The organism is Vreelandella lutescens (assembly GCF_014640815.1).
GTDB classification, from domain to species: domain Bacteria; phylum Pseudomonadota; class Gammaproteobacteria; order Pseudomonadales; family Halomonadaceae; genus Vreelandella; species Vreelandella lutescens.
Genome location: NZ_BMHM01000001.1, coordinates 184,974 through 208,725, shown reverse-complemented (window position 1 = coordinate 208,725; position 23,752 = coordinate 184,974). Strand labels below are relative to the sequence as shown.

The 23,752-nt window shown below is 58.5% G+C and carries 26 protein-coding genes; 20 read left to right on the top strand and 6 right to left on the bottom strand.

Features of this window, described 5'->3' with window-relative positions; genetic code table 11:
* Positions 1 to 78 precede the first annotated feature (78 nt).
* The 14 genes from cysE (at position 79) to IEW65_RS00960 (ending at position 13,423) form a co-directional block, all read left to right on the top strand.
* Positions 79 to 978 (top strand): serine O-acetyltransferase, encoded by a 900-nt coding sequence (gene cysE, locus IEW65_RS01025; protein ID WP_340162563.1) that lies wholly within the window; start codon positions 79 to 81, stop codon positions 976 to 978.
* Positions 979 to 1,055: 77 nt separating this feature from the next.
* Positions 1,056 to 1,523, top strand: coding sequence for a Fe-S cluster assembly transcriptional regulator IscR (gene iscR / locus IEW65_RS01020; protein ID WP_188637662.1), 468 nt, complete (start codon positions 1,056 to 1,058; stop codon positions 1,521 to 1,523).
* A gap of 25 nt (positions 1,524 to 1,548) precedes the next feature.
* Positions 1,549 to 2,724: an aminotransferase class V-fold PLP-dependent enzyme gene (locus tag IEW65_RS01015; protein WP_422822595.1), complete on the top strand. Its 1,176-nt coding sequence runs from the start codon at positions 1,549 to 1,551 to the stop codon at positions 2,722 to 2,724.
* A 54-nt stretch (positions 2,725 to 2,778) separates the two neighbouring features.
* Positions 2,779 to 3,105, top strand: coding sequence for a HesB/IscA family protein (locus IEW65_RS01010; RefSeq protein WP_188637661.1), 327 nt, complete (start codon positions 2,779 to 2,781; stop codon positions 3,103 to 3,105).
* A gap of 175 nt (positions 3,106 to 3,280) precedes the next feature.
* The gene (ndk, locus tag IEW65_RS01005; RefSeq protein ID WP_188637660.1) at positions 3,281 to 3,706 is read left to right on the top strand and encodes a nucleoside-diphosphate kinase; all 426 of its coding nucleotides are present in this window, start codon (positions 3,281 to 3,283) and stop codon (positions 3,704 to 3,706) included.
* Positions 3,707 to 3,789: 83 nt separating this feature from the next.
* The gene (gene rlmN, locus IEW65_RS01000; protein WP_188637659.1) at positions 3,790 to 4,974 is read left to right on the top strand and encodes a dual-specificity RNA methyltransferase RlmN; all 1,185 of its coding nucleotides are present in this window, start codon (positions 3,790 to 3,792) and stop codon (positions 4,972 to 4,974) included.
* Between the two features lie 90 nt (positions 4,975 to 5,064).
* Complete coding sequence (gene pilW / locus IEW65_RS00995; protein ID WP_188637658.1) at positions 5,065 to 5,796, top strand: type IV pilus biogenesis/stability protein PilW; 732 nt, start codon at positions 5,065 to 5,067, stop codon at positions 5,794 to 5,796.
* A gap of 40 nt (positions 5,797 to 5,836) precedes the next feature.
* Entirely contained in the window at positions 5,837 to 6,820 is a 984-nt protein-coding gene (locus IEW65_RS00990) for a RodZ domain-containing protein (RefSeq protein ID WP_188637657.1), read from the top strand.
* An 8-nt stretch (positions 6,821 to 6,828) separates the two neighbouring features.
* Positions 6,829 to 7,944, top strand: a complete 1,116-nt coding sequence (gene ispG / locus IEW65_RS00985) for a flavodoxin-dependent (E)-4-hydroxy-3-methylbut-2-enyl-diphosphate synthase (protein WP_188637656.1) — start codon at positions 6,829 to 6,831, stop codon at positions 7,942 to 7,944.
* 72 nt (positions 7,945 to 8,016) lie between these two features.
* The gene (gene hisS / locus IEW65_RS00980; protein ID WP_188637655.1) at positions 8,017 to 9,324 is read left to right on the top strand and encodes a histidine--tRNA ligase; all 1,308 of its coding nucleotides are present in this window, start codon (positions 8,017 to 8,019) and stop codon (positions 9,322 to 9,324) included.
* Between the two features lie 81 nt (positions 9,325 to 9,405).
* Positions 9,406 to 10,065, top strand: a complete 660-nt coding sequence (locus IEW65_RS00975) for a YfgM family protein (protein ID WP_188637654.1) — start codon at positions 9,406 to 9,408, stop codon at positions 10,063 to 10,065.
* Positions 10,065 to 11,246 carry an outer membrane protein assembly factor BamB gene (gene bamB, locus IEW65_RS00970; RefSeq protein ID WP_188637653.1) on the top strand — a complete coding sequence of 394 codons (1,182 nt, stop codon included), beginning with the start codon at positions 10,065 to 10,067 and terminating at the stop codon, positions 11,244 to 11,246. Before IEW65_RS00975 ends, bamB begins: the two co-directional genes overlap by 1 nt.
* The gene (der, locus tag IEW65_RS00965; RefSeq protein ID WP_188637652.1) at positions 11,243 to 12,646 is read left to right on the top strand and encodes a ribosome biogenesis GTPase Der; all 1,404 of its coding nucleotides are present in this window, start codon (positions 11,243 to 11,245) and stop codon (positions 12,644 to 12,646) included. Before bamB ends, der begins: the two co-directional genes overlap by 4 nt.
* A gap of 162 nt (positions 12,647 to 12,808) precedes the next feature.
* Positions 12,809 to 13,423, top strand: a complete 615-nt coding sequence (locus IEW65_RS00960; RefSeq protein ID WP_188637651.1) for a hypothetical protein — start codon at positions 12,809 to 12,811, stop codon at positions 13,421 to 13,423.
* A gap of 10 nt (positions 13,424 to 13,433) precedes the next feature.
* Here IEW65_RS00960 and IEW65_RS00955 read toward each other — a convergent pair whose 3' ends face one another.
* Entirely contained in the window at positions 13,434 to 14,306 is an 873-nt protein-coding gene (locus IEW65_RS00955) for an ATP-binding protein (protein WP_188637650.1), read from the bottom strand.
* Between the two features lie 97 nt (positions 14,307 to 14,403).
* On the opposite strand from IEW65_RS00955, the gene IEW65_RS00950 reads away from it, so the two are divergent.
* Together IEW65_RS00950 and IEW65_RS00945 are read left to right on the top strand one after the other, a co-directional pair.
* The gene (locus IEW65_RS00950; RefSeq protein WP_188637649.1) at positions 14,404 to 15,207 is read left to right on the top strand and encodes a M48 family metallopeptidase; all 804 of its coding nucleotides are present in this window, start codon (positions 14,404 to 14,406) and stop codon (positions 15,205 to 15,207) included.
* A gap of 18 nt (positions 15,208 to 15,225) precedes the next feature.
* Positions 15,226 to 15,483, top strand: coding sequence for a hypothetical protein (locus IEW65_RS00945; RefSeq protein ID WP_044628936.1), 258 nt, complete (start codon positions 15,226 to 15,228; stop codon positions 15,481 to 15,483).
* Positions 15,484 to 15,586: 103 nt separating this feature from the next.
* Here the strand turns inward: IEW65_RS00945 and aroE are convergent, their stop codons facing one another.
* From aroE to IEW65_RS00920, 5 genes are all read right to left on the bottom strand, one after another.
* The gene (gene aroE / locus IEW65_RS00940) at positions 15,587 to 16,405 is read right to left on the bottom strand and encodes a shikimate dehydrogenase (protein WP_188637648.1); all 819 of its coding nucleotides are present in this window, start codon (positions 16,403 to 16,405) and stop codon (positions 15,587 to 15,589) included.
* 9 nt (positions 16,406 to 16,414) lie between these two features.
* Positions 16,415 to 17,347, bottom strand: coding sequence for an oxygen-dependent coproporphyrinogen oxidase (hemF, locus tag IEW65_RS00935; protein WP_188637647.1), 933 nt, complete (start codon positions 17,345 to 17,347; stop codon positions 16,415 to 16,417).
* Between the two features lie 62 nt (positions 17,348 to 17,409).
* On the bottom strand, positions 17,410 to 17,967 hold the full coding sequence (gene tsaC, locus IEW65_RS00930) for an L-threonylcarbamoyladenylate synthase type 1 TsaC (protein WP_188637646.1): 558 nt from the start codon (positions 17,965 to 17,967) through the stop codon (positions 17,410 to 17,412).
* A 49-nt stretch (positions 17,968 to 18,016) separates the two neighbouring features.
* A complete protein-coding gene (dprA, locus tag IEW65_RS00925; RefSeq protein ID WP_188637645.1) occupies positions 18,017 to 19,198 on the bottom strand; it encodes a DNA-processing protein DprA in 1,182 nt (393 codons plus the stop codon).
* A 34-nt stretch (positions 19,199 to 19,232) separates the two neighbouring features.
* Positions 19,233 to 20,279 carry a LysM peptidoglycan-binding domain-containing protein gene (locus IEW65_RS00920; protein ID WP_188637644.1) on the bottom strand — a complete coding sequence of 349 codons (1,047 nt, stop codon included), beginning with the start codon at positions 20,277 to 20,279 and terminating at the stop codon, positions 19,233 to 19,235.
* Positions 20,280 to 20,452: 173 nt separating this feature from the next.
* Between IEW65_RS00920 and def the strand changes: the two genes are divergently transcribed.
* From def to IEW65_RS00900, 4 genes are all read left to right on the top strand, one after another.
* A complete protein-coding gene (def, locus tag IEW65_RS00915) occupies positions 20,453 to 20,965 on the top strand; it encodes a peptide deformylase (protein ID WP_188637643.1) in 513 nt (170 codons plus the stop codon).
* A gap of 150 nt (positions 20,966 to 21,115) precedes the next feature.
* Entirely contained in the window at positions 21,116 to 22,102 is a 987-nt protein-coding gene (gene fmt / locus IEW65_RS00910) for a methionyl-tRNA formyltransferase (RefSeq protein ID WP_188637642.1), read from the top strand.
* Complete coding sequence (gene rsmB, locus IEW65_RS00905) at positions 22,099 to 23,433, top strand: 16S rRNA (cytosine(967)-C(5))-methyltransferase RsmB (RefSeq protein WP_188637641.1); 1,335 nt, start codon at positions 22,099 to 22,101, stop codon at positions 23,431 to 23,433. The genes fmt and rsmB overlap by 4 nt, the downstream gene beginning before the upstream one ends.
* Positions 23,434 to 23,475: 42 nt before the next feature.
* Positions 23,476 to 23,682 (top strand): dodecin, encoded by a 207-nt coding sequence (locus tag IEW65_RS00900; RefSeq protein ID WP_188637640.1) that lies wholly within the window; start codon positions 23,476 to 23,478, stop codon positions 23,680 to 23,682.
* Positions 23,683 to 23,752 lie beyond the last annotated feature (70 nt).

Below are 23,752 nucleotides of genomic sequence, written 5' to 3'. Positions count from 1 at the left end.
TAAACTTGAAGTTACGGCAACTCGCCCCAACATCGGCTTTTCAATTGCTGCTTTGCACTCACTATATTCCAATACTGTATTGCTGCTGCCTCCCTTACCGCCCAAGGATCACCCATGTTTCAACGCCTGCGTGAAGACATCAATAGCGTTTTTGACCGCGACCCTGCGGCACGTAACTTTCTTGAGGTGCTGACCAACTATCCCGGCCTGCATGCCCTGCTGCTGCACCGCTGCAGCCACTGGATGTGGAAAAAGAACCTTAAATGGTTAGCACGGACGCTATCGACCTTCTCCCGCTGGCTCACGGGCATTGAAATCCACCCCGGCGCGACCATTGGGCGGCGCTTCTTTATCGACCATGGCATGGGCGTGGTCATTGGTGAAACCGCGCAGGTGGGCGATAACGTAACGCTTTACCAGGGCGTCACGCTCGGCGGCACAAGCTGGAATAAGGGTAAACGCCACCCCACGCTGGAAGATGGTGTGATTGTGGGTGCCGGTGCCAAAATTCTGGGGCCGTTTACCGTGGGGGCAGGCGCTAAGATTGGCTCTAACGCGGTCGTCACGAAAGAGGTACCAGCAGGTGCTACCGTGGTCGGCATTCCCGGCAAAATCGTCAAACGCGCCGACCCAGACGTGGAAGAAGCGCTGGACGTGGACCCTGCCCGCCGGGAAGCTATCTGTCAGAAGTTTGGCTTTGATGCCTATGGCGTCAGCCAGGATATGCCTGACCCGGTAGCGCGCTCGATGCAAGCGATGCTGGATCATATGCATGCGGTGGATGAGCGTATCGAGCGGATGTGCTCAACGCTTCGCAAGCTAGATGCCAACTACCGCGACGGCCAGTTACCGGCTCTACGAGACGAAGACTTCGCCGATATTCTGGACGAAAACGATACCGGCTGCCCTGGTCTTGGGCGTACCGCTCCAGAGCGTACCAGCGTATCCGCGGAAAACAGCCAGACCCGCAATAGTTGACCAAAGCACTCAGGATTTCCATAATGGCGCAACATTTGCCGCCAGCGCGCTGAAGGCTCAGCGACGAGGTACCTGCCATGCGCTTGACTACAAAAGGCCGTTACGCCGTTACCGCCATGTTAGATTTGGCGCTTAACGCCCCCGGCGGCCCCACCAGCCTGGGAGATATCTCCCAACGCCAGGAGATTTCGCTCTCTTATCTGGAGCAGCTATTTGCCAGGCTACGCCGGGCGGGGTTAGTGAGCAGCGTGCGCGGGCCAGGCGGCGGCTACTTGCTGGCCAAGCCACCGGAAGAGATCAGCGTGTCCCAGGTGATTGATGCGGTGAACGAAACGGTCGATGCCACTCGCTGCCAGGGGCTTTCCGACTGCCAACAGGGCGACACCTGCTTAACGCACCACCTTTGGTGCGAGCTATCCGGGCAAATTCGCAGCTTTCTCGACGATATTACGCTGGCACAGCTCATACAGCGGCCCGATGTGCTGCGTATCGCTACCCGCCAAAAGCAGCGGGTCGATGCAGGCATCCTTGCCTCTTCCCCTTGAAGGCCTTTACTGCACGCTGGAACCTATGACGATGACCGCTACTCCCTCGCTGCCCATTTATCTTGATTATGCCGCCACCACACCGGTTGATGGCCGCGTGGCGGAGGTCATGCAGCGCTACCTAACGGTTGATCAGCTATTTGCCAACCCCGCTTCCCGCAGTCATATGCTGGGCTGGCAGGCCGAGCAGGTGGTGGAACAAGCGCGCCGTCAAGTGGCCGACCTGATCGGCGCTGACCCGCGTGAAATCGTCTGGACCAGCGGTGCCACCGAAGCCAACAATTTAGCGCTGATTGGCTTTATGCGAGCTAATCGTGAGCGCGGCATGCACCTCGTCACCTCGCGTATCGAACATAAAGCAGTGGTGGATACGGCAAAAGCACTGGAGAGCGAAGGCTTCGAAGTCACGTGGCTGGCACCCGAGCACGACGGACGTATCACGCCCGAACAGTTACGCACCGCCATGCGCGATGACACTGCACTAGTATCGCTGATGGCAGTGAATAACGAGCTGGGCAGCATTAACGATATTGCTGCACTGGCGGAAGTTGCCCATGAGTTCGGTGCGGCGTTTCACACCGACGCCGCCCAAGCGGTAGGGCGCATTCCCCTCGACGTGGTCGCTCAGCATATCGATTTGATGTCGCTATCAGGCCACAAAGCCTATGGGCCTAAAGGGGTGGGTGCCCTGTATGTCAAACGTCACCCGGATATTCGCGTCGAAGCACTCATTCATGGTGGCGGCCATGAGCGCGGCATGCGCTCCGGCACGCTGCCTACCCATCAAATTGCCGGTATGGGCGAAGCGTTTAACGTCATGCAACAGCAGCAGGACGCGGATCAGGCCCACATCGCGGCGCTACGCGAACGCTTTTTAAGCGGCTTATCAGACCTTGAGGGCATCATCCCCAACTCCCCGCTGGAGAAGGTGGTGCCCAACATTCTGAACCTGGCCTTTGACGGTGTCGATGGCGAGGCCTTACTGATGGCACTGCGCGATGTAGCGGTGTCAACGGGCTCCGCGTGCAACTCGGCCAGCGTCGACCCGTCTTATGTCTTACTAGGGATCGGCACGCCTCGTCGGCTCGCGCTCTCATCGCTGCGCATTAGCTTTGGGCGCTTTACCCAAGAGGCTGAGATCGACCACGCATTAACTTTACTGCGCCACGCGGTGAGCGGCCTACGTGCCAACGCACGTTAGGCGGCTGACGCTCTCCTGACGCACGGCTAACGACTTTTTAAAGGAGAACGCTCCATGGCAACACTGAACATTACGCCCGCTGCAGCTGAACAGATTCACCGCGTGTTAGACGAACGCGGCCAAGGGCTGGGCCTGCGGGTATCCGTCAAACCCAGCGGCTGCTCCGGCTATAGCTACGTGCTTGATTTTGCCGATGAAACACAGGATGACGACGTACGCTTTGAAGCTCACGGTGCAAGCGTCTATGTGGCTCCGGATGCCGTCGAAATGCTGGACGGTAGCGAAGTGGACTATGTTAGCGAAGGGCTGAATCGCTTTTTCCGCTTCAATAATCCAAATGTAAAAGATCAATGCGGCTGCGGTGAAAGCTTTACGGTCTAAACCACCATCCGCGCCTATTGCGACTATCACCGGTATTCATCCCCCCCGGGAGGCGCTATAATCGCGCCCACTCGGCAGCCAGTGAAGCGCACGGCCTTAGCCGACCTCTTTTTCCTGCGCCGCCCCGGCTTTCCGGTGCGGCAATTTCTGCTATCCCTTTTGAGGAGATTTTTACATGGCGACTGAACGTACTCTTTCCATCATCAAGCCCGATGCCGTTGCGAAAAATGCCATTGGTGACATCATTGCGCGCTTTGAAAAAGCAGGCCTGCAAGTCGTTGCTGCTAAAATGATGCACCTTTCTGAAGAAAAAGCGGGTGGCTTCTACGCTGAGCACAAAGAGCGTCCTTTCTTCAAAGACCTCGTAGGCTTCATGACTTCCGGCCCTGTCGTAGTACAAGTACTGGAAGGCGAAGGCGCTATCGCCAAAAACCGTGAGCTGATGGGTGCTACCAACCCGAAAGAAGCCGCTCCGGGCACTATCCGTGCTGACTTCGCGGAAACAATCGACGCCAACGCTGTCCATGGTTCTGATTCTCCGGAAAGTGCTGAGCGTGAAATTAGCTACTTCTTCGGTAACGACGAAATCTGCCCGCGCTAAACCAAGCGCTGCCGTTTCAACCTTCGTTGCCGGCCATTTTCGCGGGGGCCTATGCCCCCGCCTCTTCCTGAACGCTGACCGCCATGACCACCACCGTAGCTCAACATACGCCTGCTCCCCACTCTTCGACTGATAGTGAGACTGCCCCGCAAACGGCACCAACGCGGCAAAATCTGCTAGGGCTTTCCCGCGAGCAGATGGAAGCCTTCTTTTTATCGATTGGTGAAAAGAAATTCCGCGCCACTCAGATGATGAAATGGATTCACCAGGAAGGCATCGACGACTTCACGGCGATGACCAATCTGTCAAAACCGCTGCGCGACAAGCTTTCTCAGGTGGCTGAAATTCGCGGCCCGGGCGTTATCTACGAAGGCACCTCCAGCGACGGCACCCGTAAATGGGTACTGGAAGTTGAAGACGGCAGCTACGTCGAAACGGTATTGATCCCCGCCGAGAACGGTAAGCGACGCACGCTATGTGTCTCTTCCCAGGTAGGCTGTTCGCTAGATTGCAGCTTCTGCTCTACGGGCAAGCAAGGCTTCCAACGCAATCTCACCGCCGCTGAAATTATCGGCCAGGTGTGGGTCGCTCAACGAAGCGTAGGGCCGCGCCGAGATACCGCCAATCGCCCGGTGACCAACGTGGTCATGATGGGCATGGGTGAGCCGCTGCTCAATTTTGACAACGTCGTGCCTGCCATGAAGCTGATGCTCGACGATAACGGCTATGGGCTCTCCAAACGCCGCGTCACGCTCTCTACATCGGGCGTCGTGCCGATGATTGATAAGCTGGGCGATGAGATGGATGTCAGCCTTGCGATCTCGCTGCACGCCTCCACCGATGAGTTGCGCAACGAGCTCGTGCCCATCAACCGTAAATATAATATTCGTGCACTCCTCGACGCCTGCCACCGTTACTTGGCCAAGTGCCCTGATAACCGTCAGGTCACCATCGAGTACACGCTGATCAAAGATGTTAATGATCAGCAGGAGCATGCCGAACAGCTGGCCGCTTTGCTTAAAGAGCTGCCATGCAAAATCAACTTGATTCCGTTTAACCCGTTCCCTAACTCAGGTTACGAGAAGCCGTCGCGCAACCAAGTGATGCGCTTCCAACAGTGGCTGTACGACTTAGAGTACAACGCCACCGTACGAGTGACCCGTGGCGACGATATTGATGCTGCCTGCGGTCAGTTAGTCGGTCGCGTGAAAGACCGCACCAAGCGTAGTGCACGCTATATTCAGTCCGTCCAGCTTGACGCTGACTAACCGCTGCTGTCTTGACATCCATCTGACACAGCGCTTTGATGGACACGTTTTTGCTGGCTGTATCCAGCGTATCGACTCAAGAGGGCGTAGATGATCGGTCACCGCAGGCGCATTACCCCTTTCAGGGTGCCCATGCTGTCCGTACTTGCTGGCAGCCTGCTGTTGGCAGGCTGCGCCACCTCAAGCTCCGGGGTTAGCGACGCTAACCCCGATGCTGCAGAAGCGTATACGCAGCTTGGCGTCGCTTACCTAGAGCGTGATAACCTGCCCCGCGCGCTGAATGCCCTGGATCGTGCTCTTGAGCTGGACCCGCGTCACCCGGAGGCACTTCAAGCGCTGGCGCTGGTCTATCAACAGCAGGGAGAGAGCGATCTTGCTAATCGCTACTTCCAGCAGTCATTAAACGCAGCGCCATCGTTTACCCGCGCGCGTAACAATTACGCCGCGTTTTTGTATCAGCAGGATCAGTTTGCGCAAGCCTGCGAACAGTTAGAACTGGCATCTCAAGATGCCCAATACGCCAATCGCGCCCAGTTATTTACCAACCTGGGGCAGTGTTACTTGGCCATAGACGAATTTGATAAAGCGCGCGAACGTTTGCAACGCGCGCAAAGCATCGACCCGCGCAACCCACGCGGGTATTTAATGTTAGCCGAACTGGAAGTTTCACAGGGCAATTATGATCAGGCCTGGGACCCACTGCAGAACTATCTGCAGCTGGCAGGCCCAGACCCAGCAGCGCTGGAACTGGCGATTGATGTCGCCCTCGCCCGCGGAGATAACGCCGCGGCTGCCGACTACCAGCGCTTGCTAGACAACTGATTGCCGCCCTGATCACCACATTATTGAAGGATGCTCAGCTATGAGCGACACACAGTTACAAGATAGCGTTACGACTGCCCACAGCACCGCGACTCCCGGGGAGCTGCTTTCTCGCCAACGCGAATCCCTTGGGGTTCCAATCTCCGATGCTGCCCGGGCTCTAAACCTGCGTCCTGCCGTTGTCGATGGATTAGAAAAAGATAATTACGAAGAGATACCCGTAGCCGCTTACCGTCGCGGCTACCTGCGCGCCTATGCCAAATATCTCGGCATGGATGACCGCGTCGTGCTGGAGGCGTACCAAGCTCGCCACGGTGTGAGCGATAACGAACGTAAGGTAGCGCCCGTTTCTGTCAGCAAACCGCCGTCTAAAATGGGCGCATGGCTATTTAAACTGGTCACGGTGTTAGTGATCGTCGGCCTCATTGCCGTTACCGTGGCGTGGTGGCAAAGCCGTGGCGGCAGCGAGCCACCCAGCATTGGCTCCTCACCCGCCATGGAAGAGAACGAAACGCCCGCAAGCGACGTTGAGCCTACTCCAGCGCCTATGCCAGCCGTGACCCCTGAGCCTGCTGTCACGGAAGAGCTAACCAACGATGAGACAAGCGAGCCCGCTGAGAGCGTAAGCAGCGCGCCTGCGGCGATCAGTGATGAGCCAGCGATGGATGAAGGCGACGAAACAGCCATTCAAACAGTCGATGCCGATGCCGCCACGGATGAGGTAGAAGCGTCCACGGCAGAAACAGAAGAAGTGGCAGAAGCAGCTCCCGCTGCCGCAACGCCGAACTTACTAGAGCTGACGTTTAACGAGCAGTCCTGGACAGAGATTTTTGATGCCAACAACCAGCGCGTGTTTGTCGGCCTGCAAACCCCCGGCACTACCGCAAGCGTTGAGGGCGAACCGCCTTTTCGTCTAACTATCGGTAACGCCACCGGTGTCGAACTACGCTACCAAGGTGAGGTCGTGAACCTTGCCCAGCGTGCCGGTGCCAATAACGTTGCCCGCTTTACCCTGGGAGAGTGACCCGTCTTATGCACGCCCCTTCTCCGATTAAACGCCGTCTGTCACGCCAAATTCATGTTGGCAATGTGGCCGTTGGCGGCGATGCGCCGATTTCCGTACAGAGCATGACCAACACCAACACCCTGGATGTGGACGCTACCGTCGGCCAGATCCAACAGTTGGAAAAAGCAGGGGCAGACATCGTGCGTGTTTCCGTGCCGGATATGGACGCCGCCGCAGCCTTTGGAAAAATCAAACAGCGGGTGGACGTCCCCCTCGTTGCCGATATCCATTTTGATTACAAAATTGCTCTGCGCGTGGCTGAGCTCGGCGTTGATTGCCTGCGCATCAACCCCGGCAACATTGGCCGCGAAGACCGCGTGCGAGCGGTGGTCAGCGCAGCACGGCACCATGGCATCCCTATTCGTATCGGGGTGAATGCCGGGTCGCTTGAGAAAGATTTGCAGAAGAAGTACGGCGAGCCCACGCCGGCGGCACTGGTTGAGTCGGCGATGCGCCATATTGACCACCTGGATCGTCTCGATTTCCAGGAGTTTAAAGTCAGCGTAAAAGCGTCTGATGTGTTTATGGCGGTAGCCGCCTACCGTGATCTCGCCACGCGTATCGAGCAGCCCCTGCACTTGGGCATTACCGAAGCGGGCGGCCTGCGTTCAGGCACGGTGAAATCCTCCATCGGCCTTGGCATGCTGTTGATGGACGGTATCGGCGATACCATCCGCGTCTCGCTCGCCGCTGACCCAGTGGAAGAGATCAAGGTCGGGTTCGATATGCTGAAGAGCCTGAGGCTGCGCGCTAAGGGCATTAACTTTATCGCCTGCCCAAGCTGTTCGCGGCAGAACTTTGACGTCATCAGCACCATGAACCAGTTAGAAGAGCGCCTGGAAGATGTGATGACACCGCTGGATGTCTCAGTGATTGGCTGCGTGGTCAACGGCCCTGGCGAAGCGAAAGAGACGGATATCGGCCTGACCGGCGGCTCGCCTGCCAACTTGGTATACATCGACGGCAAACCTGCCAGCAAGCTGCGTAATGATCACCTTGTGGACGATCTGGAAAAGCTGATCCGCGACAAAGTGCGTCAAAAAGAGCAGCAGCAAGAGAATATGATTGCGCGCAGCGTTTAACGTTTATGTTGCTTACAAAAGGCGGTGTGAACCTCCCGCCTCTTGTGCTGCCGCCCCTACAAGGAGTTTTCATTGAGCAAGTCCGCCGCTAAAAAGATTCAAGCCATCCGTGGAATGAACGACCTATTGCCCAGCGACAGCCCTCGCTGGCAATTTTTTGAGGCCAAAGTACGCCAGTTGATGCACCGCTACGGCTTCGATGAAATTCGCACGCCAATAGTGGAACAGACGGCGCTGTTTGCCCGCTCGATTGGTGAAGTGACCGATATCGTCGAAAAAGAGATGTACACCTTTGACGACCGTAACGGTGACAGCCTGACGCTGCGTCCTGAAGGCACCGCCAGCTGCGTTCGGGCGGCCATGGAGCACGGCTTGCTGCATAACCAAACCCAGCGGCTTTGGTACCAAGGCCCGATGTTCCGCCACGAGCGCCCTCAGAAAGGCCGCTACCGTCAGTTCCATCAGGTCGGCGTGGAGACGTATGGCTTTGACGGCCCGGACATCGATGCCGAAGTCATTTTGCTCTCGGCACGCCTGTGGCAAGAGCTTGGCTTGATGGAGCACGTCACTCTAGAGCTGAACTCCTTAGGCTCTTCAGACGCACGGGCCGCCTATCGCGACAAGCTGGTGAGCTATTTTGAGCAACATCAGGATGTATTGGACGAAGACTCCAAACGACGCTTAACCAGCAACCCGCTGCGCATCTTGGACTCAAAAAATCCCGACATGGCAGAGATGCTTAACGCTGCCCCACAGCTGATGGATCACTTGGACGACGAGTCTCGGGTGCATTTTGAACAGCTCAAAGCAATGCTGGATGCTGCGGGTATCCCTTATGTGGTCAACCCACGCTTGGTGCGCGGCCTAGACTACTACTGCCGCACGGTATTTGAGTGGACCACCACCGCCCTGGGTAGCCAAGGCACTGTGTGTGCCGGTGGCCGCTACGATGGTTTGGTCGAGCAGCTTGGCGGTAAGCCCACACCAGCGGTTGGTTTTGCCATGGGCATTGAGCGCCTGGTGCTGCTGCTGGAAACACTGAATTTAGTACCGGCGGATGCCATGGGCGGCTGTGATGTCTACCTCATGCCCATGGATGACAGCGCCACCGTTGCCGCACTCACGCTAGCGGAGCAGCTGCGCAGCGCGCTGCCCACCCTGCGCCTGCAGCTACACTGCGGCGGCGGCAGCTTCAAAAGTCGCATGAAGAAGGCAGACAAGAGTGCTGCCACCGTGGCGATTCTATTGGGTGAAGATGAGCTCACTCACCAAACCGCTACGTTGAAGTTTTTGCGCGATGACCGCGAGCAGCAGCAGGTCGCCCAGGCCAAATTGGCCGACGCGCTTCATGCGTTACTGGCTAACGTACCGTCTCACTAACAGAACTGCCCCGGCACTATCTGGGCAGACGAATACTCGTTAGCCGCATAAGCAGCTGACCAATGGAATAGGAGGCCGCCCGTGGCGGAGCTGAGAAGCGAAGAAGAGCAGCTAGAGGTTGTCAAACGCTGGTGGAAAGAGAATGGAACCTCGCTGATTGCCGGTGCCGTTCTCGCAGCGGCCGGCGTGTTTGGTTGGAACGCATGGCAAAACTACCAAGAGGGTAAGTCAGAAGCGGCCTCCGCTCGTTACCAGCAGCTTATTAATATGACCGCTGGCACCACCTTGGAAGGGGATCAGCTAAGCGCTGCACAAACGCTGATTGATGAGCTGACGGATGATTACGGTAGCACCCTGTATGCTGAGCTTGCTCAGCTGCTGGAAGCTCGTCTCGCGGTACAGCAGGACGACATCGCCGCCGCTAAGCAGGCGCTAGAAGACGTTGCCAGCAACTCCTCTCGCCGCTACGTGCAGAGCTTGGCCTGGCTGCGTCTGGCGCGCATTGAAGTGGCCGAAGGCAACCCTGACGCTGCGTTAGCCCTGCTCGATCAGCCTATTTCCGAGGCGCTAGCGGCTCAGCAAGCGAACGTGCGTGGCGATGCTTACCTAGCACTTAACCAGCCAGATCAAGCACGTGATGCATGGCAAACCGCCCAGTCACTCGCCCAAACGCAGAACCAGCCGCTGTACGGCGTGCAGTTCAAGCTTGACGATCTCGGCGCCGAGGAGGCGACACAGTGATGACGACCAGCCTGTCAAAACCGCTTTTTTCCAAACACCTGATGCGCACCACCCTTGGTGCCATGGCGCTAGCGCTACTCGCTGGCTGTGCTAGCAAAGGTGAGCCTGCGTTCACGCCAAAAGAGCTGCGCAGCTTTGATGAAACCTCATCGCTGGATAGCGTTTGGGATCGTCGCGTGGGCGATGGCTTTGGCCGTGCCCGCTACCCGATCGCTCCCGCCCGTGAAGGCGATACCGTCTTTGCCGCTGATAGCAATGGCTTAGTGGCCGCCTTCAATGCCAATAGTGGCGAGCGTGAGTGGGAAGTCGAGCTAGAGACGCCTATCTCCAGCGCCCTGAACGCGATTGCAGGCCAGGTTTATCTGGGCACACGTAACGGTGAAGTGATCGCTCTTGACCAGCGCGATGGCAGCGTTGCCTGGCGCTCGCGTGTCTCTAGCGAAGTACTGGCAGCTCCGCAAGCCAATCAGCAGCTTCTGTTGGTACAAAGCGTCGACGGGCAGGTGACTGCTCTTGATCGCGCCAGCGGCCAAGAGCGGTGGGTTTACACCAGCTCTCAGCCGGCGTTAACGCTGCGCGGCACCGGCACCCCGATGGTCATCGACCCGGTCACCTTCGTTGGCCTTGCTAACGGCCGTCTTGCCACGCTGGATAACCGCAGCGGCCAAGCTCTCTGGGATATGCAGATTGCCACACCGCGCGGGCGCAGCGATGTTGAGCGCTTAGTAGACCTTTCTGGTCAGCCAGTGCTTAGCCCTGATGGTCGTTTGTTTGTCACCAGCTACAACGGCCGTGTCGTCGCGCTGGAAGCCACCCGTGGTGGCGTATTATGGGAAACCACGTTATCAAGCCGTCACACACCGATTCTGGTGGGCGACTTCTTATTCGTAGTCAGCGACGACAGTCATATGGTGGCCCTGGACGCCAACAGCGGCCAGGAAGTCTGGCGCAACGATGACCTGGAAGATCGCTGGTTAACCGCTCCGGCCTTTGCCAATGGCCGCATCGTCGTCGGTGATTTTGAAGGCTATGTTCACCTGATCGACGCCCGTGAAGGCAACCTGGTAGGCCGTACCCGCATCGATGGTTCGGGTATTAGCGTGCGCCCGGTCACTGAAGGCAGCACCATTCATGTCCAGGCCAACAATGGTCGCCTGGAAACCCTGGAAGTAACTCCATGACACCCGTCATTGCACTAGTCGGTCGCCCCAATGTGGGCAAATCGACGCTGTTTAACCGCCTTACCCGCTCGCGCGATGCGCTAGTGGCAGATTTTCCTGGCCTGACCCGCGACCGTAAATACGGTAATGGTATGCTGGGTGGCAAAGCGTACACCGTGATTGATACCGGCGGTATCAGCGGTGACGAAGAAGGCATTGATGCCGCGATGGCTGAGCAGTCCCTCGCGGCCATTGATGAAGCCGATATTGTGCTGTTCTTGGTGGATGCCCGAGCTGGACTTAACGTCGCCGATGAAGCGATCGCCAATCATCTGCGGGTGAATCAGAAGAAAACCTGGCTGGTGGTCAACAAGACCGACGGCCTGGAAGAGCACTCGGCCATGGCCGACTTCTGGAAACTCGGCCTTGGCGACCCTTGGCCGATTGCCGCCGCTCATGGACGCAACGTATCGCTGCTGATTGATACGGTGCTTGAACCGTTCCCTGAGCGGGACCCAAGCATTCCTGCAGATACCGGTTCTAAAGGTATCCGCATTGGCGTCATTGGACGCCCGAACGTAGGTAAATCCACGCTGGTCAACCGTTTGCTGGGTGAAGAGCGTGTGGTGGTGTTTGATGAAGCAGGCACCACCCGTGATGCCATTGAGATTCCGTTTGAGCGCAACGGCAAGCCTTACGTACTGATCGATACGGCCGGTATTCGTCGGCGCAAAAACGTCAGTGAAATCGCCGAAAAGTTTTCCATCATCAAAACGCTGGATGCGATTAAAGAGAGCCACGTGGCGGTGATGGTTCTGGACGCCCGCAGCGGCTTAGTCGAGCAGGATTTGCACCTGCTGGACTACGTACTCACCTCTGGCCGCGCGCTGGTATTGGCGGTTAATAAGTGGGATGGGCTGGAAAGCGACGCCAAAGAGAAAATGCGCTCGGACATCAAGCGCCGTTTGGGCTTTGCTGATTACGCTGAACTGCACTTTATCTCCGCGCTTCACGGCACGGCGGTGGGCGATTTGTACCCTTCCATTGAGCGGGCGTTTAACGCCGCCAACGCACACTGGTCGACTAATCGCCTCACTACGCTGCTGCAAGATGCGGTCAGCCAGCATCCGCCGCCCATGGTTAATGGCCGACGCATCAAGCTGCGTATGGCTCACCAGGGTGGCAGCAATCCGCCGATTATCGTGGTGCATGGCAACCAGACGGCATCGCTACCTGAAGCGTATCGCCGCTACCTCACCAACACGTTCCGTAAAGTGTTGAAGGTGCAGGGCACGCCGATGCGCTTTGAATTCCGCTCTGGCGACAACCCCTTCGATCACATGGCAGGGGCCAGCGACAAAGAAAAAGCGAAAAAACGCGAGCTTAACCGTACCAAAGAAGCGCGTAAAAGCCGCCGCTGAGCACTCGCCTTCTTCTCAACGCCCGCTGACGATTCAGCGGGCGTTTTTTCTTGGCTCTACTGACCACAAATCTACTTGACAGACACCTGCGCCCGCCCTCAAATAGCGGCGCTTTTCGGCACTCGCCACCTAGACACTCTGCCCTTCTTAGGAGGGACGTACATGCACTACGCTTTTCGTCGCGGACGCGGCTTAGTTTTACTGCTGCTGGCCAGCTTGCTAACCGGCTGCTTGGCACTGCCTCAAACAGGCCTTTTCGCTTTTCGGCTAGCGGTGACATCGCTAGGCATTGAAGATGTGCGCGTTGGCCCTTACAGCATCAATGCCGGGCTGGATACCAGCGACCTCTCTAGCTTGCTAGCCTCTAGCCTGGGCACGGGTAGCCTGCCAGTGCAGGCCACATTGGCCATGGGGCTTGGCTTACCTATTGGTATGCCGCCGGTGGAAATGTCTGGCTTTCGCTGGACGCTGGATATGCCTGGCGTGGACCCGGTGCAGGGCCAGTACCAGCAAGATGTCACCCTGACATCAGGTGAAGATGCCAATCTTCGCCTGCCCGTCGCTTTTGATATTCTGGCCACTGACACTCAGCGCATGACACCCATGCTGGAGCTAGCCAGCCAGCTGGCAAGCCAAGGGGAGCTGCCTGTGGGTAGTGAACTGGCCATCACCCCAGGGGACTTGCGCGGCCTGGGTATGACGCTGCCCTCTGGCCTGCTCACGCCCACCATTCGCTTGAACGTAGGCGCCGACGGGCAGCTCATTCCCCAACGCTAAGTCTTACGCGCTACTCGCTGCGCTCATGCAGCCGTTTGCGGCCCACGTACTGGGCCGCAAACTGCCACGCCGTCCGGCCGCTTCGCCCACCGCGCAGCGTAGCAAAACGAACCGCCTCCGCCCGCGCTGCATCATCCCAGTCCTGCTTCCCGCCTATACGCCCCACCCAGTGTTCGCATACCTCTAAGTAGGTCGCTTGGCTAAACGGATGAAAACCTAGCCACAGGCCGAAACGGTCTGACAGCGAGATTTTCTCCTCCACCGCATCGCCGTGATGCAGCTCCTCCCCCACCAAGCGTGAACCGCTATTGTCATCCATCGACTCTGGCAACAGGTGGCGACGATTCGAGGTGGCATAGAGCAGCACGTTATCCGGTGGCCCGGTCAGCGCGCCATCCAGCACGCTCTTAAGCGCTTTATAGGCATCGTCGTTGCCTTCGAACGACAGGTCGTCGCAATACACCACAAAGCGGTGCGGCTGATGACGCAGCTGTTCCACCAGCAACGGTAGGCTTGCTAGGTCATGGCGATCTACCTGGATCAGCCGCAGACCTTCGCTCGCCAGAGAATTAAGAAGCGCGCGTATCACTGACGACTTACCGCTGCCACGGGAACCCCAAAGCAGCGCATGGTTGGCAGGCAGGCCTTGTAAAAAGGCGCGGGTGTTGTCCACCAACGCCAGCTTCTGGCGTTCAATGCCCAGCAGGTCGTCCAGTGTCATGGTGTCTCTTGGGGGCACCGGCACTAACCGCCCGCCCAACGGGTGGCGTTGCCAAATCGCTGCGACATGGCTGTCCCATTCCACTGGGGTCGGCGCAGGTGGCAGCCAGTGGTCCACATGATCGAGTAACCGCGCTAGGCGCTGGCTTAATTCAGCATCCATCGTCATCCTCAGAGTGCGTTATGATAGGGGTTGATTTACCACTGTCAGTGGTTATCTTGTGTGCAAGGATCCCCACTCGTCTATAAGGAAACTGTCTATGCGTTGGCTTCGTCCATTAGCGGTTACGGCACTATGCGCTTCAATCGCAGCCTGTACGACCTCTCCCACCGGTCGCTCACAGCTCCTGCTGCTCTCTGATGATCAGCTCAACCAAATGGGCCAGCAGGCCTTCGCTGAGTACCAGCAGAACATCCCTACCGCTAACCAGGCAAGCCATCGCTACGTGCAGTGCATTACCAATGCCATTGTTGATGTACTACCTGACGATCAGCGCAATCTTGACTGGCAAATTCGCGTGTTTGAGTCTGAGCAGCCTAACGCCTTCGCCCTTCCTGGCGGCTACATGGGTGTGAATACCGGCATGCTGGATATCGCCACCAGTCAGGACCAGTTAGCCTCGGTGGTCGGTCATGAAATTGGTCACGTGCTGGCGCGCCACGCCAATGAGCGTGCCTCTACCCAAAGCGCTACGTCTTTGGGTCTTTCAGTGATTTCCAGCACCTCGGGTATGCAAACACCGGCAGGCCAGCAAATGATGGGCGTTCTGGGCATGGGCGCTGAGTACGGCATTGCCCTACCCTTCTCGCGCCGCCATGAGAGCGAAGCCGATGTGATTGGCCTTCAGCTGATGGCCGAGGCAGGCTTTGACCCCCGCGAGAGCGTCACTTTGTGGGAAAACATGCAGGCAGCCTCTGGCGGCGGCGCGCCCCCTGCTTGGATGTCGACGCACCCCAGCCAAGGACAGCGGATTCAAGGCCTGCAAGCCAATATGGAGCAGGCACTGGCCACCTACGAGCAGGCCCGCTCTAGCGGCCGCACTCCCAACTGCCCGCGACCGTAGCGGCCACCCGAGGCTTGTATGATTCGATTGGGTTTACTGCTGTTAGTGCTGCCAATTCTGGTGCTACTGGGCGTCTATTTTTGGGAACTGGGCGACGTACGCGCCTGCCAGCTGGAGGGCGGCTACTGGAATTATCTAGAAGGAGCTTGCTACGACACGCCGCAGCCTTTTGTATCGTGGCTACAACGCTCACCACTGCTGGTCAACGGAGGCATGCTGCTATCGGTGGTGGGGCTGGTGATGTGCATGGTGGGGTTTTATACCAAGCCGCGTTAGCCCGATCAGGTTCACTCGATCAAGTTAGCTAGATAAAGTAACGATGGGGGCACTCGCCCCCATCGCCTTATCTAGCAGTTGAGTGTCTTAATAGTAGAGCGATTTAATAGTTGAGCGACTGTCGCAGCAGCGTGCGTACGCTGGCCGTCTCTGGCCGAACATTGCGCCATAGGAAAAACGACTCAGCAGCCTGCTCGACCAGCATACCCAGACCATCCAGCAGCTTGGCTCCTTGCGGCCCCGCCCACTGAAGAAACACCGTCGGCTCTGAGCCGTACATCATGTCGTAGGCCCACGCGCCTTCGGCAAACAGCGCTTCAGGCAGCGGCGGCAACTCGCCGGAAAGGCTGGCACTGGTGCCGTTAATCACCACATCAAACGGGCCTTCCACCGAAACAAAACCGCCGCCCTGGATACTCCCCAGATCAGCGAATGCCTCAGCCAACTGTTCGGCTTTGTCGGCGGTGCGGTTTGCCACGACCACCTCACGAGGATTCTCTGCTAACAGCGGCTCTAAAATGCCACGCACGGCGCCGCCTGCGCCGAGCACCAGCACACGCTTGCCCGCTAATGCTACGCGGTGATAAGCCAAATCCCGTACCAGCCCAACGCCATCGGTCGTGTCGCCGTAGATACGCCCATTGCCGCCCACGATCAGCGTATTGACTGCCTGAGCGCGCTTGGCGCGTTGGCTCAGGGTATCGCATAGGGCAAAGGCATCGCTTTTAAAGGGGACGGTGACGTTCGCACCACGGCCCCCATGGGCGACAAACGCCCGCCAAGCGTCAGCGAAACCCTCCACAGGAGCAAGCTCTGCGGTGTAGGTCATGGCTTGCTGGGTTTGGCTGGCAAACTCGCCGTGAATCAGAGGCGATTTTGAGTGCTTAATTGGGTTGCCAAATACGCAGTAACGGTCGGTCATCGAAGCTCCTTAGGCGTTGCTCTGCTGGGCAGCCTCAGCCAGCCAATCGCGTGGTACCAAGTAGTCGTGCAGCGCTGCTTCGCGGCTGCCCGGCTCAGGGGTAAACGCGTACTCCCAACGAGCCAGTGGCGGCATGGACATCAAAATCGACTCCGTGCGCCCGCCGCTTTGCAGGCCAAACAGCGTGCCGCGGTCCCAGACTAGGTTGAACTCCACGTAGCGGCCACGGCGGTAAAGCTGAAAATCACGCTCGCGCTCGCCCCACGCATCCTGCTTGCGGCGCTCGACAATGGGAAGGTAAGCGTCCAGAAAGCTATCGCCCACCGCGCGCTGAAACGCAAAGCACTCTTCAAAGCTGCCTTCGTTCAAGTCATCAAAAAATAGCCCACCGACGCCGCGGGTCTCTTCGCGATGTTTTAGATAGAAGTAGTCATCGCACCAGGTTTTATAGCGCTCATAAACACCCTCACCAAAGGGCGCGCAGGCGTCTTGGGCCACTTGGTGCCAGTGCACCACGTCTTCAAACACGGGGTAATAAGGGGTTAAGTCAAAGCCGCCACCAAACCACCAGACCGGGGGCTCGCCCTCTTTTTCAGCAATAAAGAAGCGAACGTTGCCGTGGCTGGTGGGTACGTTGGGATTTTCTGGATGCATCACCCAAGAAACACCCACTGCGTGAAAGCTGCGCCCGGCTAGCTCTGGCCGTGCCGCCGTAGCGGAAGGCGGCAACTGAGCGCCAAACACATGGGAAAAGTTGACCCCGCCTTTTTCAAAAATAGCGCCCTCCACCATAACGCGAGAGCGCCCACCGCCGCCCTCTTCACGCTGCCAGCTATCCTCTTTAAACGCGGCACGGCTATCGGCAGCGGAAAGGCCTGCACACAGCCGCTCCTGCAGATCGAGAAGGTAGGCTTTAACGTCGTCTAGGTGCTCGTGAGCCACAGTAACTCCTGGTGAGATGAATCGTAAGTCGTTGGCGGTGATGTCGGGTAGTGCGCAGAGCGCTAGGCGCGCATGACTTTGCCCGTTACCAGATCTCTGATGGTGCTGGGCTTGGCATTGCCGCCAAGCTCACCTGCCGTAATAGCGGCTACCTCATCACCAAAAAGGGTAGCGACTTCTTCTGCGCTCATGGCAGGAGGGTCGCCAGCCCGATTGGCGGAGGTGGAGACAAGCGGCCCACCGAAGGCTTCGCAGAGCGCCTTCATTAACGGGTGGTCGGTAACTCTCAGAGCAACGCTTTGGTGAGCACCGCGCACTAGGCCGTGGCTTCTGCCGTTATCGGGCACCAGCCATGTATTCGGGCCAGGCCAGCTGGCGGCCAGCGGTGCATGAAGCGACAGCGGCAGCTGCGTTAACCAAGGCTGGAACTGCTGAATACTGGCCGCGACGAGAATCACGCCCTTGGCAGGGTCGCGCTCTTTCATACGCATGAGATGTGCTAGCGCTTCATCGTTATCGGGGTCACAGCTGAGCCCCCACACGGCTTCTGTGGGGCATGCAATCACGCCGCCTGCACGCAGCGCATTTACCGCTGCATTCACGTCAACCGCCGCTTTCATAGACGCTCCTGAATAAGCTCTTAGACGATTACAAAATGGAATCGGCATCTTACCATGGCGCTGCGAGCCTCACCCAGCCGCCCGCCTGCTGCGCCACCTTGCCATCCAGCTCTAGCATGAGAAGCCGCTGTTGGCACTCACTCACGGACACTCCCATATGCTGAACCAGCGTATCAATCGGCGTGGGCACCGGGCCAAGGGCGTTTAACAGGCTATCACCAGGTCGAGCCTCTATATCGGATGATTCCTCGGGCAGTTCAGGCGTTAGCTCTGCGCTGATTACCGGCTGCGCCGTGGCTAGCTCTTTGGATAGCCCTTTGGATAGCTCTTTGGGTAGCCCTGTGGGTAGATAGTGCGGCACCCAGTGCTGCAGCTCCTCGATAATATCGTCCACATGGCGCACTAGGGTGGCCCCTGTTCGCAGCAGCTGTAGGCAGCCACGGGCTTGCACATTGTGCAACGACCCTGGCAGCGCAAACAGCTCGCGGCCTTGCTCAAGCGCTAGGCGCGCGCTGACCAGTGAACCGCTTTTCTCGGTGGCTTCAACCACTAATGTGCCTAACGAGAGGCCTGTCACAATTCGGTTACGGCGCGGAAAGAAGGCTGGCCTGGCCACCGTGCCCGGTGGATGCTCTGAGAGCAAAAGGCCACCGGGCAACGACCCTAACTGCTCATGTAAGTCTCGATGGCGGGCAGGGTAAATCACATCGACCCCACAGCCCAACACGGCAATCGAGCGTCCGCCGGCGGCTAACGCCGCACGCTGGGCAACGCCATCCACCCCCAGCGCCATACCGCTCACCACGCACCACCCGCGATTGGCTAACTCGCGGGCAAACGCTTGGGCATGGCCACTCCCTTCAGACGTTGGGCGGCGCGTACCCACCATGGCAAGCCCAGGGCCTTCTAATGCACTCAGATCCCCTTGGGCCCATAACACCACCGGCGGGTCAGGCAGTTGATTGAGCAGTGCGGGCCACGCGGGATGGTCGCGATGCAGCAAGTGGCGGCGTGGCGCTCTCTGCAGCCAGGCAAGCGTTTCATCCACCGCCTGTTGCAGAGGGCTGCGTTCTGGCTGTGCCAGCCACAGCCGCAACGCATTGGAGGCATTGCTGGGTAAGGCGGCTAGCCAACCCTGTGGCCATTGGGGCTTGCGCGCCACCAGTTGCGCAATGCGCGCAGCGCCCATACCGGGCAAAGCATTTACCGCCAGCCACTCCTTGGCGTCCATAGAGTTCCCCTTATATTCTGTTATGTCACGATGCCTATTGCGTGGGTGTGCGCACGCTGTCGCCTACCTCCAGCACCCGCGAGGCCTGCATCACCAAGGCGTAGCTCATGTGGTTATAGGGCCTGAACACCATCACCAAGCCAGCTTCCGTTTCGGGTAACCGGAGCAATTCCTGGGTGCGTGGGTCGTTAACCAGCTCCCCTTGCTGGTTCACACGCAGCACATGCCCTGGCTGAAGGCCATCTTGCGACCCGAGATCCAACGCTACTATCTGCAGGCGTCCAATAAATCGCACCCCGCCGGGTACTGCAACAATCTGACCCGCCACATCATTCAACGGTGCCCGGGGCATAAAGGTATCGCTGAGCTCGCGGTCCTCAAGCGGCAGCAAGATGTCGTTATTGCGCACCTCTTGGTAAGCGCTAAGCACTTCTATACGGGCAATATCCCCTTCGCTACTCACATAGCGCGCTTCACCGATATTGATCAGTTCATCGCCCAGCAGCGTGCCATCGGCCGCGATATAAGGCTCACCTGGGCGGTAAATACCCAGTGGCGTTCTTGCTGGCACCTGCCCGCGGACATACAAGGTATCGCCCGCACCGCTAATTAAGCGCTGATTATCACCACCGACCACATACGCCAGCTCCTGCAGGTTTTCGCCTGGTTCGACCACCCGATGCTCGCGCAGGAAAGAGCGCACCACTTCCATCGGAATCGGCGTGATGGCTTCGCGCTCCGGCACGGTACGCATTTGTGGCGAGAGTTTGACGATGCCTTGGCCGCGCTCCAAGCTTAAACACGGCTGCCCTTGGCAGTTGCCTAATACCAGCACGTCGCCAGGATAAATGAGATGGGGATTGCGAATATGCGGATTTGCCTGCCACAGCGAAGGCCACTGCCAAGGCGAGTGTAGGTAGCGCGAGGAGATGCCCCAAAGCGTATCGCCTGGCACTACCTCATAGCGCTCTGGCGCATCGCTGCGTAGCTGCTCCCAGGCGGAGGCTGATGGGCTGACCAGCACCACCCACATTAAGAGCGCGCCAAAGACGCTATAATAAAGAGGCTTTCGAGCCACCATCCGGTTCTCCCCAGGCAGTCGTTGGTGAAGCGGTTTCAAGGCACGGCACGGCGTTGCGCGTGCCCAGGAACGCTGTCAGCATGATATAGTGGTTAATAGTAAAGCAGTTAGGCTCGCTGACCCAGGCCAGCCTGCTCATCTTAAAGACTCAGCATAACGGTGATTGTAACGCCATGGCCAAGCTTCCTATTCTCGAATTCCCCGACGAGCGCCTGCGCACCAAGGCGGTACCGGTGGAAACCGTTGACGACGAGGTCCGCCAGCTCGTCGACGATATGTTGGAGACCATGTACGACGCACGAGGCATTGGCCTTGCAGCGACGCAAATCGACGTACATCGCCGCGTGGTGGTGATGGATGTCAGCGACGATAACTCCCAGCCGCTGGTATTGATCAACCCACGTTATGAGCCCATTGGCGATGCCAAAGAGCCGCTCTCTGAGGGCTGCCTGTCGATCCCTGAGTACTACGCTGAAGTGCCGCGCTATCTGAAAGTGAAGCTCAATGCGCTGGACCGTAACGGTGAGCCCTACGAGCTGGAAGCGGATGGCCTGCTGGCCCATTGCATTCAACATGAGTACGACCACCTGGAAGGCGTACTGTTTGTGGATTACCTCTCGCCGCTCAAGCGCGACCGGGTAATGAAAAAAATGCAAAAACGCCACAAGCTGATTAACGACGCCTAATCCACGTTTGCCATAGGGCGACTGGCCGAGCTGACACGCTGACACCCACAGGCTTTTCTCTGCGGGCCACAGCGCTGCCTCTCGGCCTTTATGCGTTTCATACCCGGCATCTTTTTATTGTCATCCTCTCGCACTTAAGGGCTCACCACCATGTCACCGTTACGCGTTGTTTTTGCTGGCACGCCAGACTTCGCCGCCTCAAGCCTTGCTGCTGTGCTCGACAGCGAGCACGAAGTGGTGGCGGTTTACACTCAGCCAGACCGCCCCGCAGGCCGTGGGCGTAAGCTCACCCCAAGCCCGGTTAAACAGCTGGCTCAAGAACATGGGCTGCCGGTGTACCAACCTGCTAGCCTAAAAGATACCGACGCCCAAGCAGAGCTTGCCGCGTTGAACGCCGATGTAATGGTCGTTGTTGCCTACGGTCTACTGCTGCCGCAAGCAGTGCTCGACACGCCGCGTTTAGGCTGCATTAACGTACATGCGTCGCTGCTGCCCCGCTGGCGCGGCGCGGCGCCGATTCAGCGTGCCATTGAAGCCGGTGACAGCGCGTCAGGCGTCACGATTATGCAAATGGATGCGGGGCTGGATACCGGTGCCATGCTGTACGAAGTACGCACTCCGATCACCTCCCGCACCACGGGCGGCGACCTGCATGACCGGTTGGCCATTCAAGGTGCCAATGCGCTGGTGAACGTGCTGGATCAGTTAGACAGCGACAGCCTAGCGGCCACGCCGCAGCCAAACGAAGGGGTCACCTACGCCACCAAACTCAGCAAAGCCGAGGCCGAGCTAGACTTTACCCAGCCCGCCGAGCAGCTGGCGCGTAAAATCCGCGCCTTTAACCCGTGGCCGGTGGCCTGGTGCACGCTAGGCAGCGACCGCCTGCGGCTTTTAATGGCCAGCGTAGAAGACGGCGAACAGCCGCCTTCGCCCCCCGGCGCGCTGCTGGCGCATGGCGATGAGCACCTGCGCATTGCCTGCGGCGAACAGGGCCAGCAAGTACTGTGCGTTAGCCGCGCTCAACTGCCCGGCGGCAAAGCCATGGCCGTACGCGACTTATTAAACGCCCGCCAAACGCCTCTCACCGTTGGCACTCGGCTCGGGCAACCCTCATCCTCACAAGGAGCTCACCCATGAGCCAGCAACGCCCAGCCAAAGGCGGCAGCGGCATCGATGTTCGCGCAGCGGCCGCCCGCAGCCTCGTCCCGGTGCTCACCGATAAGGGCTCACTCGCTGGGCTAGATGAGCATAGCGTCGTGGCCCGTGACCGCAGCCTGTTAAAAGAGCTCTGCTACGGCACTTGCCGCCGCTTACCGCGCTTGCAGGCGCTGGCGAATCAGCTGCTTAAGCAGCCGTTCAAAAAGCGCGATGCGGATGTTCACGCCCTGCTGTTAGTGGGCATCTATCAGCTGCTCTACATGCGTATCCCTGCCCACGCGGCGGTGGGTGAAACCGCTGGCGCTGCCCGCCTGCTGGGTAAAGAGTGGGCCACACGAGTGCTTAATGGCTGCCTGCGCCGCCTACAGCGTGAAGCCGAGGCGCTGCAAGCGGTCGTTGATCGTGATGAAAGCGTGGCTCTTGAGCACCCACCCTGGCTGCTGGACGCCCTGCGCGCTGCTTGGCCCGAACAGTGGCGTGCGATTGCCCAGGCCAATAATGAACCCGGGCCGATGACGCTGCGCGTCAATCAGCGCCATAACGACCGCGAAGCCTACCTGCAGCAGCTCACCGAGCAGGGCTTAGAGGGTCATCTCTGCTTGCACGCCCCCGATGGCATTACCTTGGCCACCCCCTGCGATGTGGCGGTGCTGCCCGGTTTTGAACAGGGCCACGTGAGCGTTCAAGATGAAGCCGCTCAGCTGTCGGCCGCGCTGCTTGGGCCTGCCCTGGCTCCTCGCCCCGGCGCTCACGTGCTGGACGCCTGCTGCGCTCCTGGCGGCAAAACCGCCCATTTGTTAGAGCAGTTTGATATCGCGCTAACCGCGCTTGATAGCGACAACCTGCGGCTGGCGCGGGTGGACGATACGCTTAACCGCCTAGGGCTTAGCGCCGAGCTGAAACATGCCGATGCGACTACCCACGACTGGTGGGGCGGCACGCCGTTTGACGCTATCTTGCTAGACGCGCCCTGCTCTGGTACCGGCGTGATTCGTCGCCATCCGGATATTAAAGCGCTGCGCCGTAAAGAAGACATTCGCCAGTTGGCTAAGCTGCAGCGTCAGCTGCTGGACAACCTGTGGACGCTGCTGCGCCCCGGCGGCACGCTGCTGTACGCCACCTGCTCGGTGCTGCCCGAAGAGAACGCCGCTCAAATCGATGCCTTTGTGGCCCGCACACCGGATGCGCTGGTCACCACGCCCCATGATGTGGCGTGGGGTGAGCCAAGCGGGCATGGTCGCCAACTGTTTCCGGCCCAAAGCAGTCACGATGGCTTTTTTTATGCCAGACTAGAAAAGCGCACTGCCTAGGCAGTTGCCCGGCAGTGAATTCATGACAAGGATGGAGCAAACATGAGTCATCACACGTACAAACATATTGAGCTTACCGGGTCTTCCGAGAAAGGTATTGAGGAAGCCGTACAGAACGCACTCGCGAAAGCATCAGAAAGCGTTCACAACATGCGCTGGCTCGAAGTCACCGACACCCGTGGTCATATTGAAGATGGCCGTGTCGCCCACTGGCAGGTAACGGTGAAAGTCGGCTTTACGATGGAGTAATCCCTACCTGCTTTTCGACGGCGGCTGGTTTACACTGGCCGCCGTCTTTATTGCAGCGCACACCTCCTGC

What these genes read in the sequence shown, in the direction of transcription:
- IEW65_RS01015 (WP_422822595.1), top strand. Translation starts at nt 1,549, where the DNA reads ATGACGATGACCGCTACTCCCTCGCTGCCCATTTATCTTGATTATGCC.
- IEW65_RS00900 (WP_188637640.1), top strand. Translation starts at nt 23,476, where the DNA reads ATGAGTCATCACACGTACAAACATATTGAGCTTACCGGGTCTTCCGAG.
- IEW65_RS00990 (WP_188637657.1), top strand. Translation starts at nt 5,837, where the DNA reads ATGAGCGACACACAGTTACAAGATAGCGTTACGACTGCCCACAGCACC.
- ndk (WP_188637660.1), top strand. Translation starts at nt 3,281, where the DNA reads ATGGCGACTGAACGTACTCTTTCCATCATCAAGCCCGATGCCGTTGCG.
- fmt (WP_188637642.1), top strand. Translation starts at nt 21,116, where the DNA reads ATGTCACCGTTACGCGTTGTTTTTGCTGGCACGCCAGACTTCGCCGCC.
- def (WP_188637643.1), top strand. Translation starts at nt 20,453, where the DNA reads ATGGCCAAGCTTCCTATTCTCGAATTCCCCGACGAGCGCCTGCGCACC.
- IEW65_RS00920 (WP_188637644.1), bottom strand. Translation starts at nt 20,279, where the DNA reads ATGGTGGCTCGAAAGCCTCTTTATTATAGCGTCTTTGGCGCGCTCTTA.
- IEW65_RS00945 (WP_044628936.1), top strand. Translation starts at nt 15,226, where the DNA reads ATGATTCGATTGGGTTTACTGCTGTTAGTGCTGCCAATTCTGGTGCTA.
- IEW65_RS00950 (WP_188637649.1), top strand. Translation starts at nt 14,404, where the DNA reads ATGCGTTGGCTTCGTCCATTAGCGGTTACGGCACTATGCGCTTCAATC.
- rlmN (WP_188637659.1), top strand. Translation starts at nt 3,790, where the DNA reads ATGACCACCACCGTAGCTCAACATACGCCTGCTCCCCACTCTTCGACT.
- IEW65_RS01010 (WP_188637661.1), top strand. Translation starts at nt 2,779, where the DNA reads ATGGCAACACTGAACATTACGCCCGCTGCAGCTGAACAGATTCACCGC.
- tsaC (WP_188637646.1), bottom strand. Translation starts at nt 17,967, where the DNA reads ATGAAAGCGGCGGTTGACGTGAATGCAGCGGTAAATGCGCTGCGTGCA.
- IEW65_RS00955 (WP_188637650.1), bottom strand. Translation starts at nt 14,306, where the DNA reads ATGGATGCTGAATTAAGCCAGCGCCTAGCGCGGTTACTCGATCATGTG.
- aroE (WP_188637648.1), bottom strand. Translation starts at nt 16,405, where the DNA reads ATGACCGACCGTTACTGCGTATTTGGCAACCCAATTAAGCACTCAAAA.
- iscR (WP_188637662.1), top strand. Translation starts at nt 1,056, where the DNA reads ATGCGCTTGACTACAAAAGGCCGTTACGCCGTTACCGCCATGTTAGAT.
- pilW (WP_188637658.1), top strand. Translation starts at nt 5,065, where the DNA reads ATGATCGGTCACCGCAGGCGCATTACCCCTTTCAGGGTGCCCATGCTG.
- der (WP_188637652.1), top strand. Translation starts at nt 11,243, where the DNA reads ATGACACCCGTCATTGCACTAGTCGGTCGCCCCAATGTGGGCAAATCG.
- rsmB (WP_188637641.1), top strand. Translation starts at nt 22,099, where the DNA reads ATGAGCCAGCAACGCCCAGCCAAAGGCGGCAGCGGCATCGATGTTCGC.
- bamB (WP_188637653.1), top strand. Translation starts at nt 10,065, where the DNA reads ATGACGACCAGCCTGTCAAAACCGCTTTTTTCCAAACACCTGATGCGC.
- dprA (WP_188637645.1), bottom strand. Translation starts at nt 19,198, where the DNA reads ATGGACGCCAAGGAGTGGCTGGCGGTAAATGCTTTGCCCGGTATGGGC.
- IEW65_RS00960 (WP_188637651.1), top strand. Translation starts at nt 12,809, where the DNA reads ATGCACTACGCTTTTCGTCGCGGACGCGGCTTAGTTTTACTGCTGCTG.
- ispG (WP_188637656.1), top strand. Translation starts at nt 6,829, where the DNA reads ATGCACGCCCCTTCTCCGATTAAACGCCGTCTGTCACGCCAAATTCAT.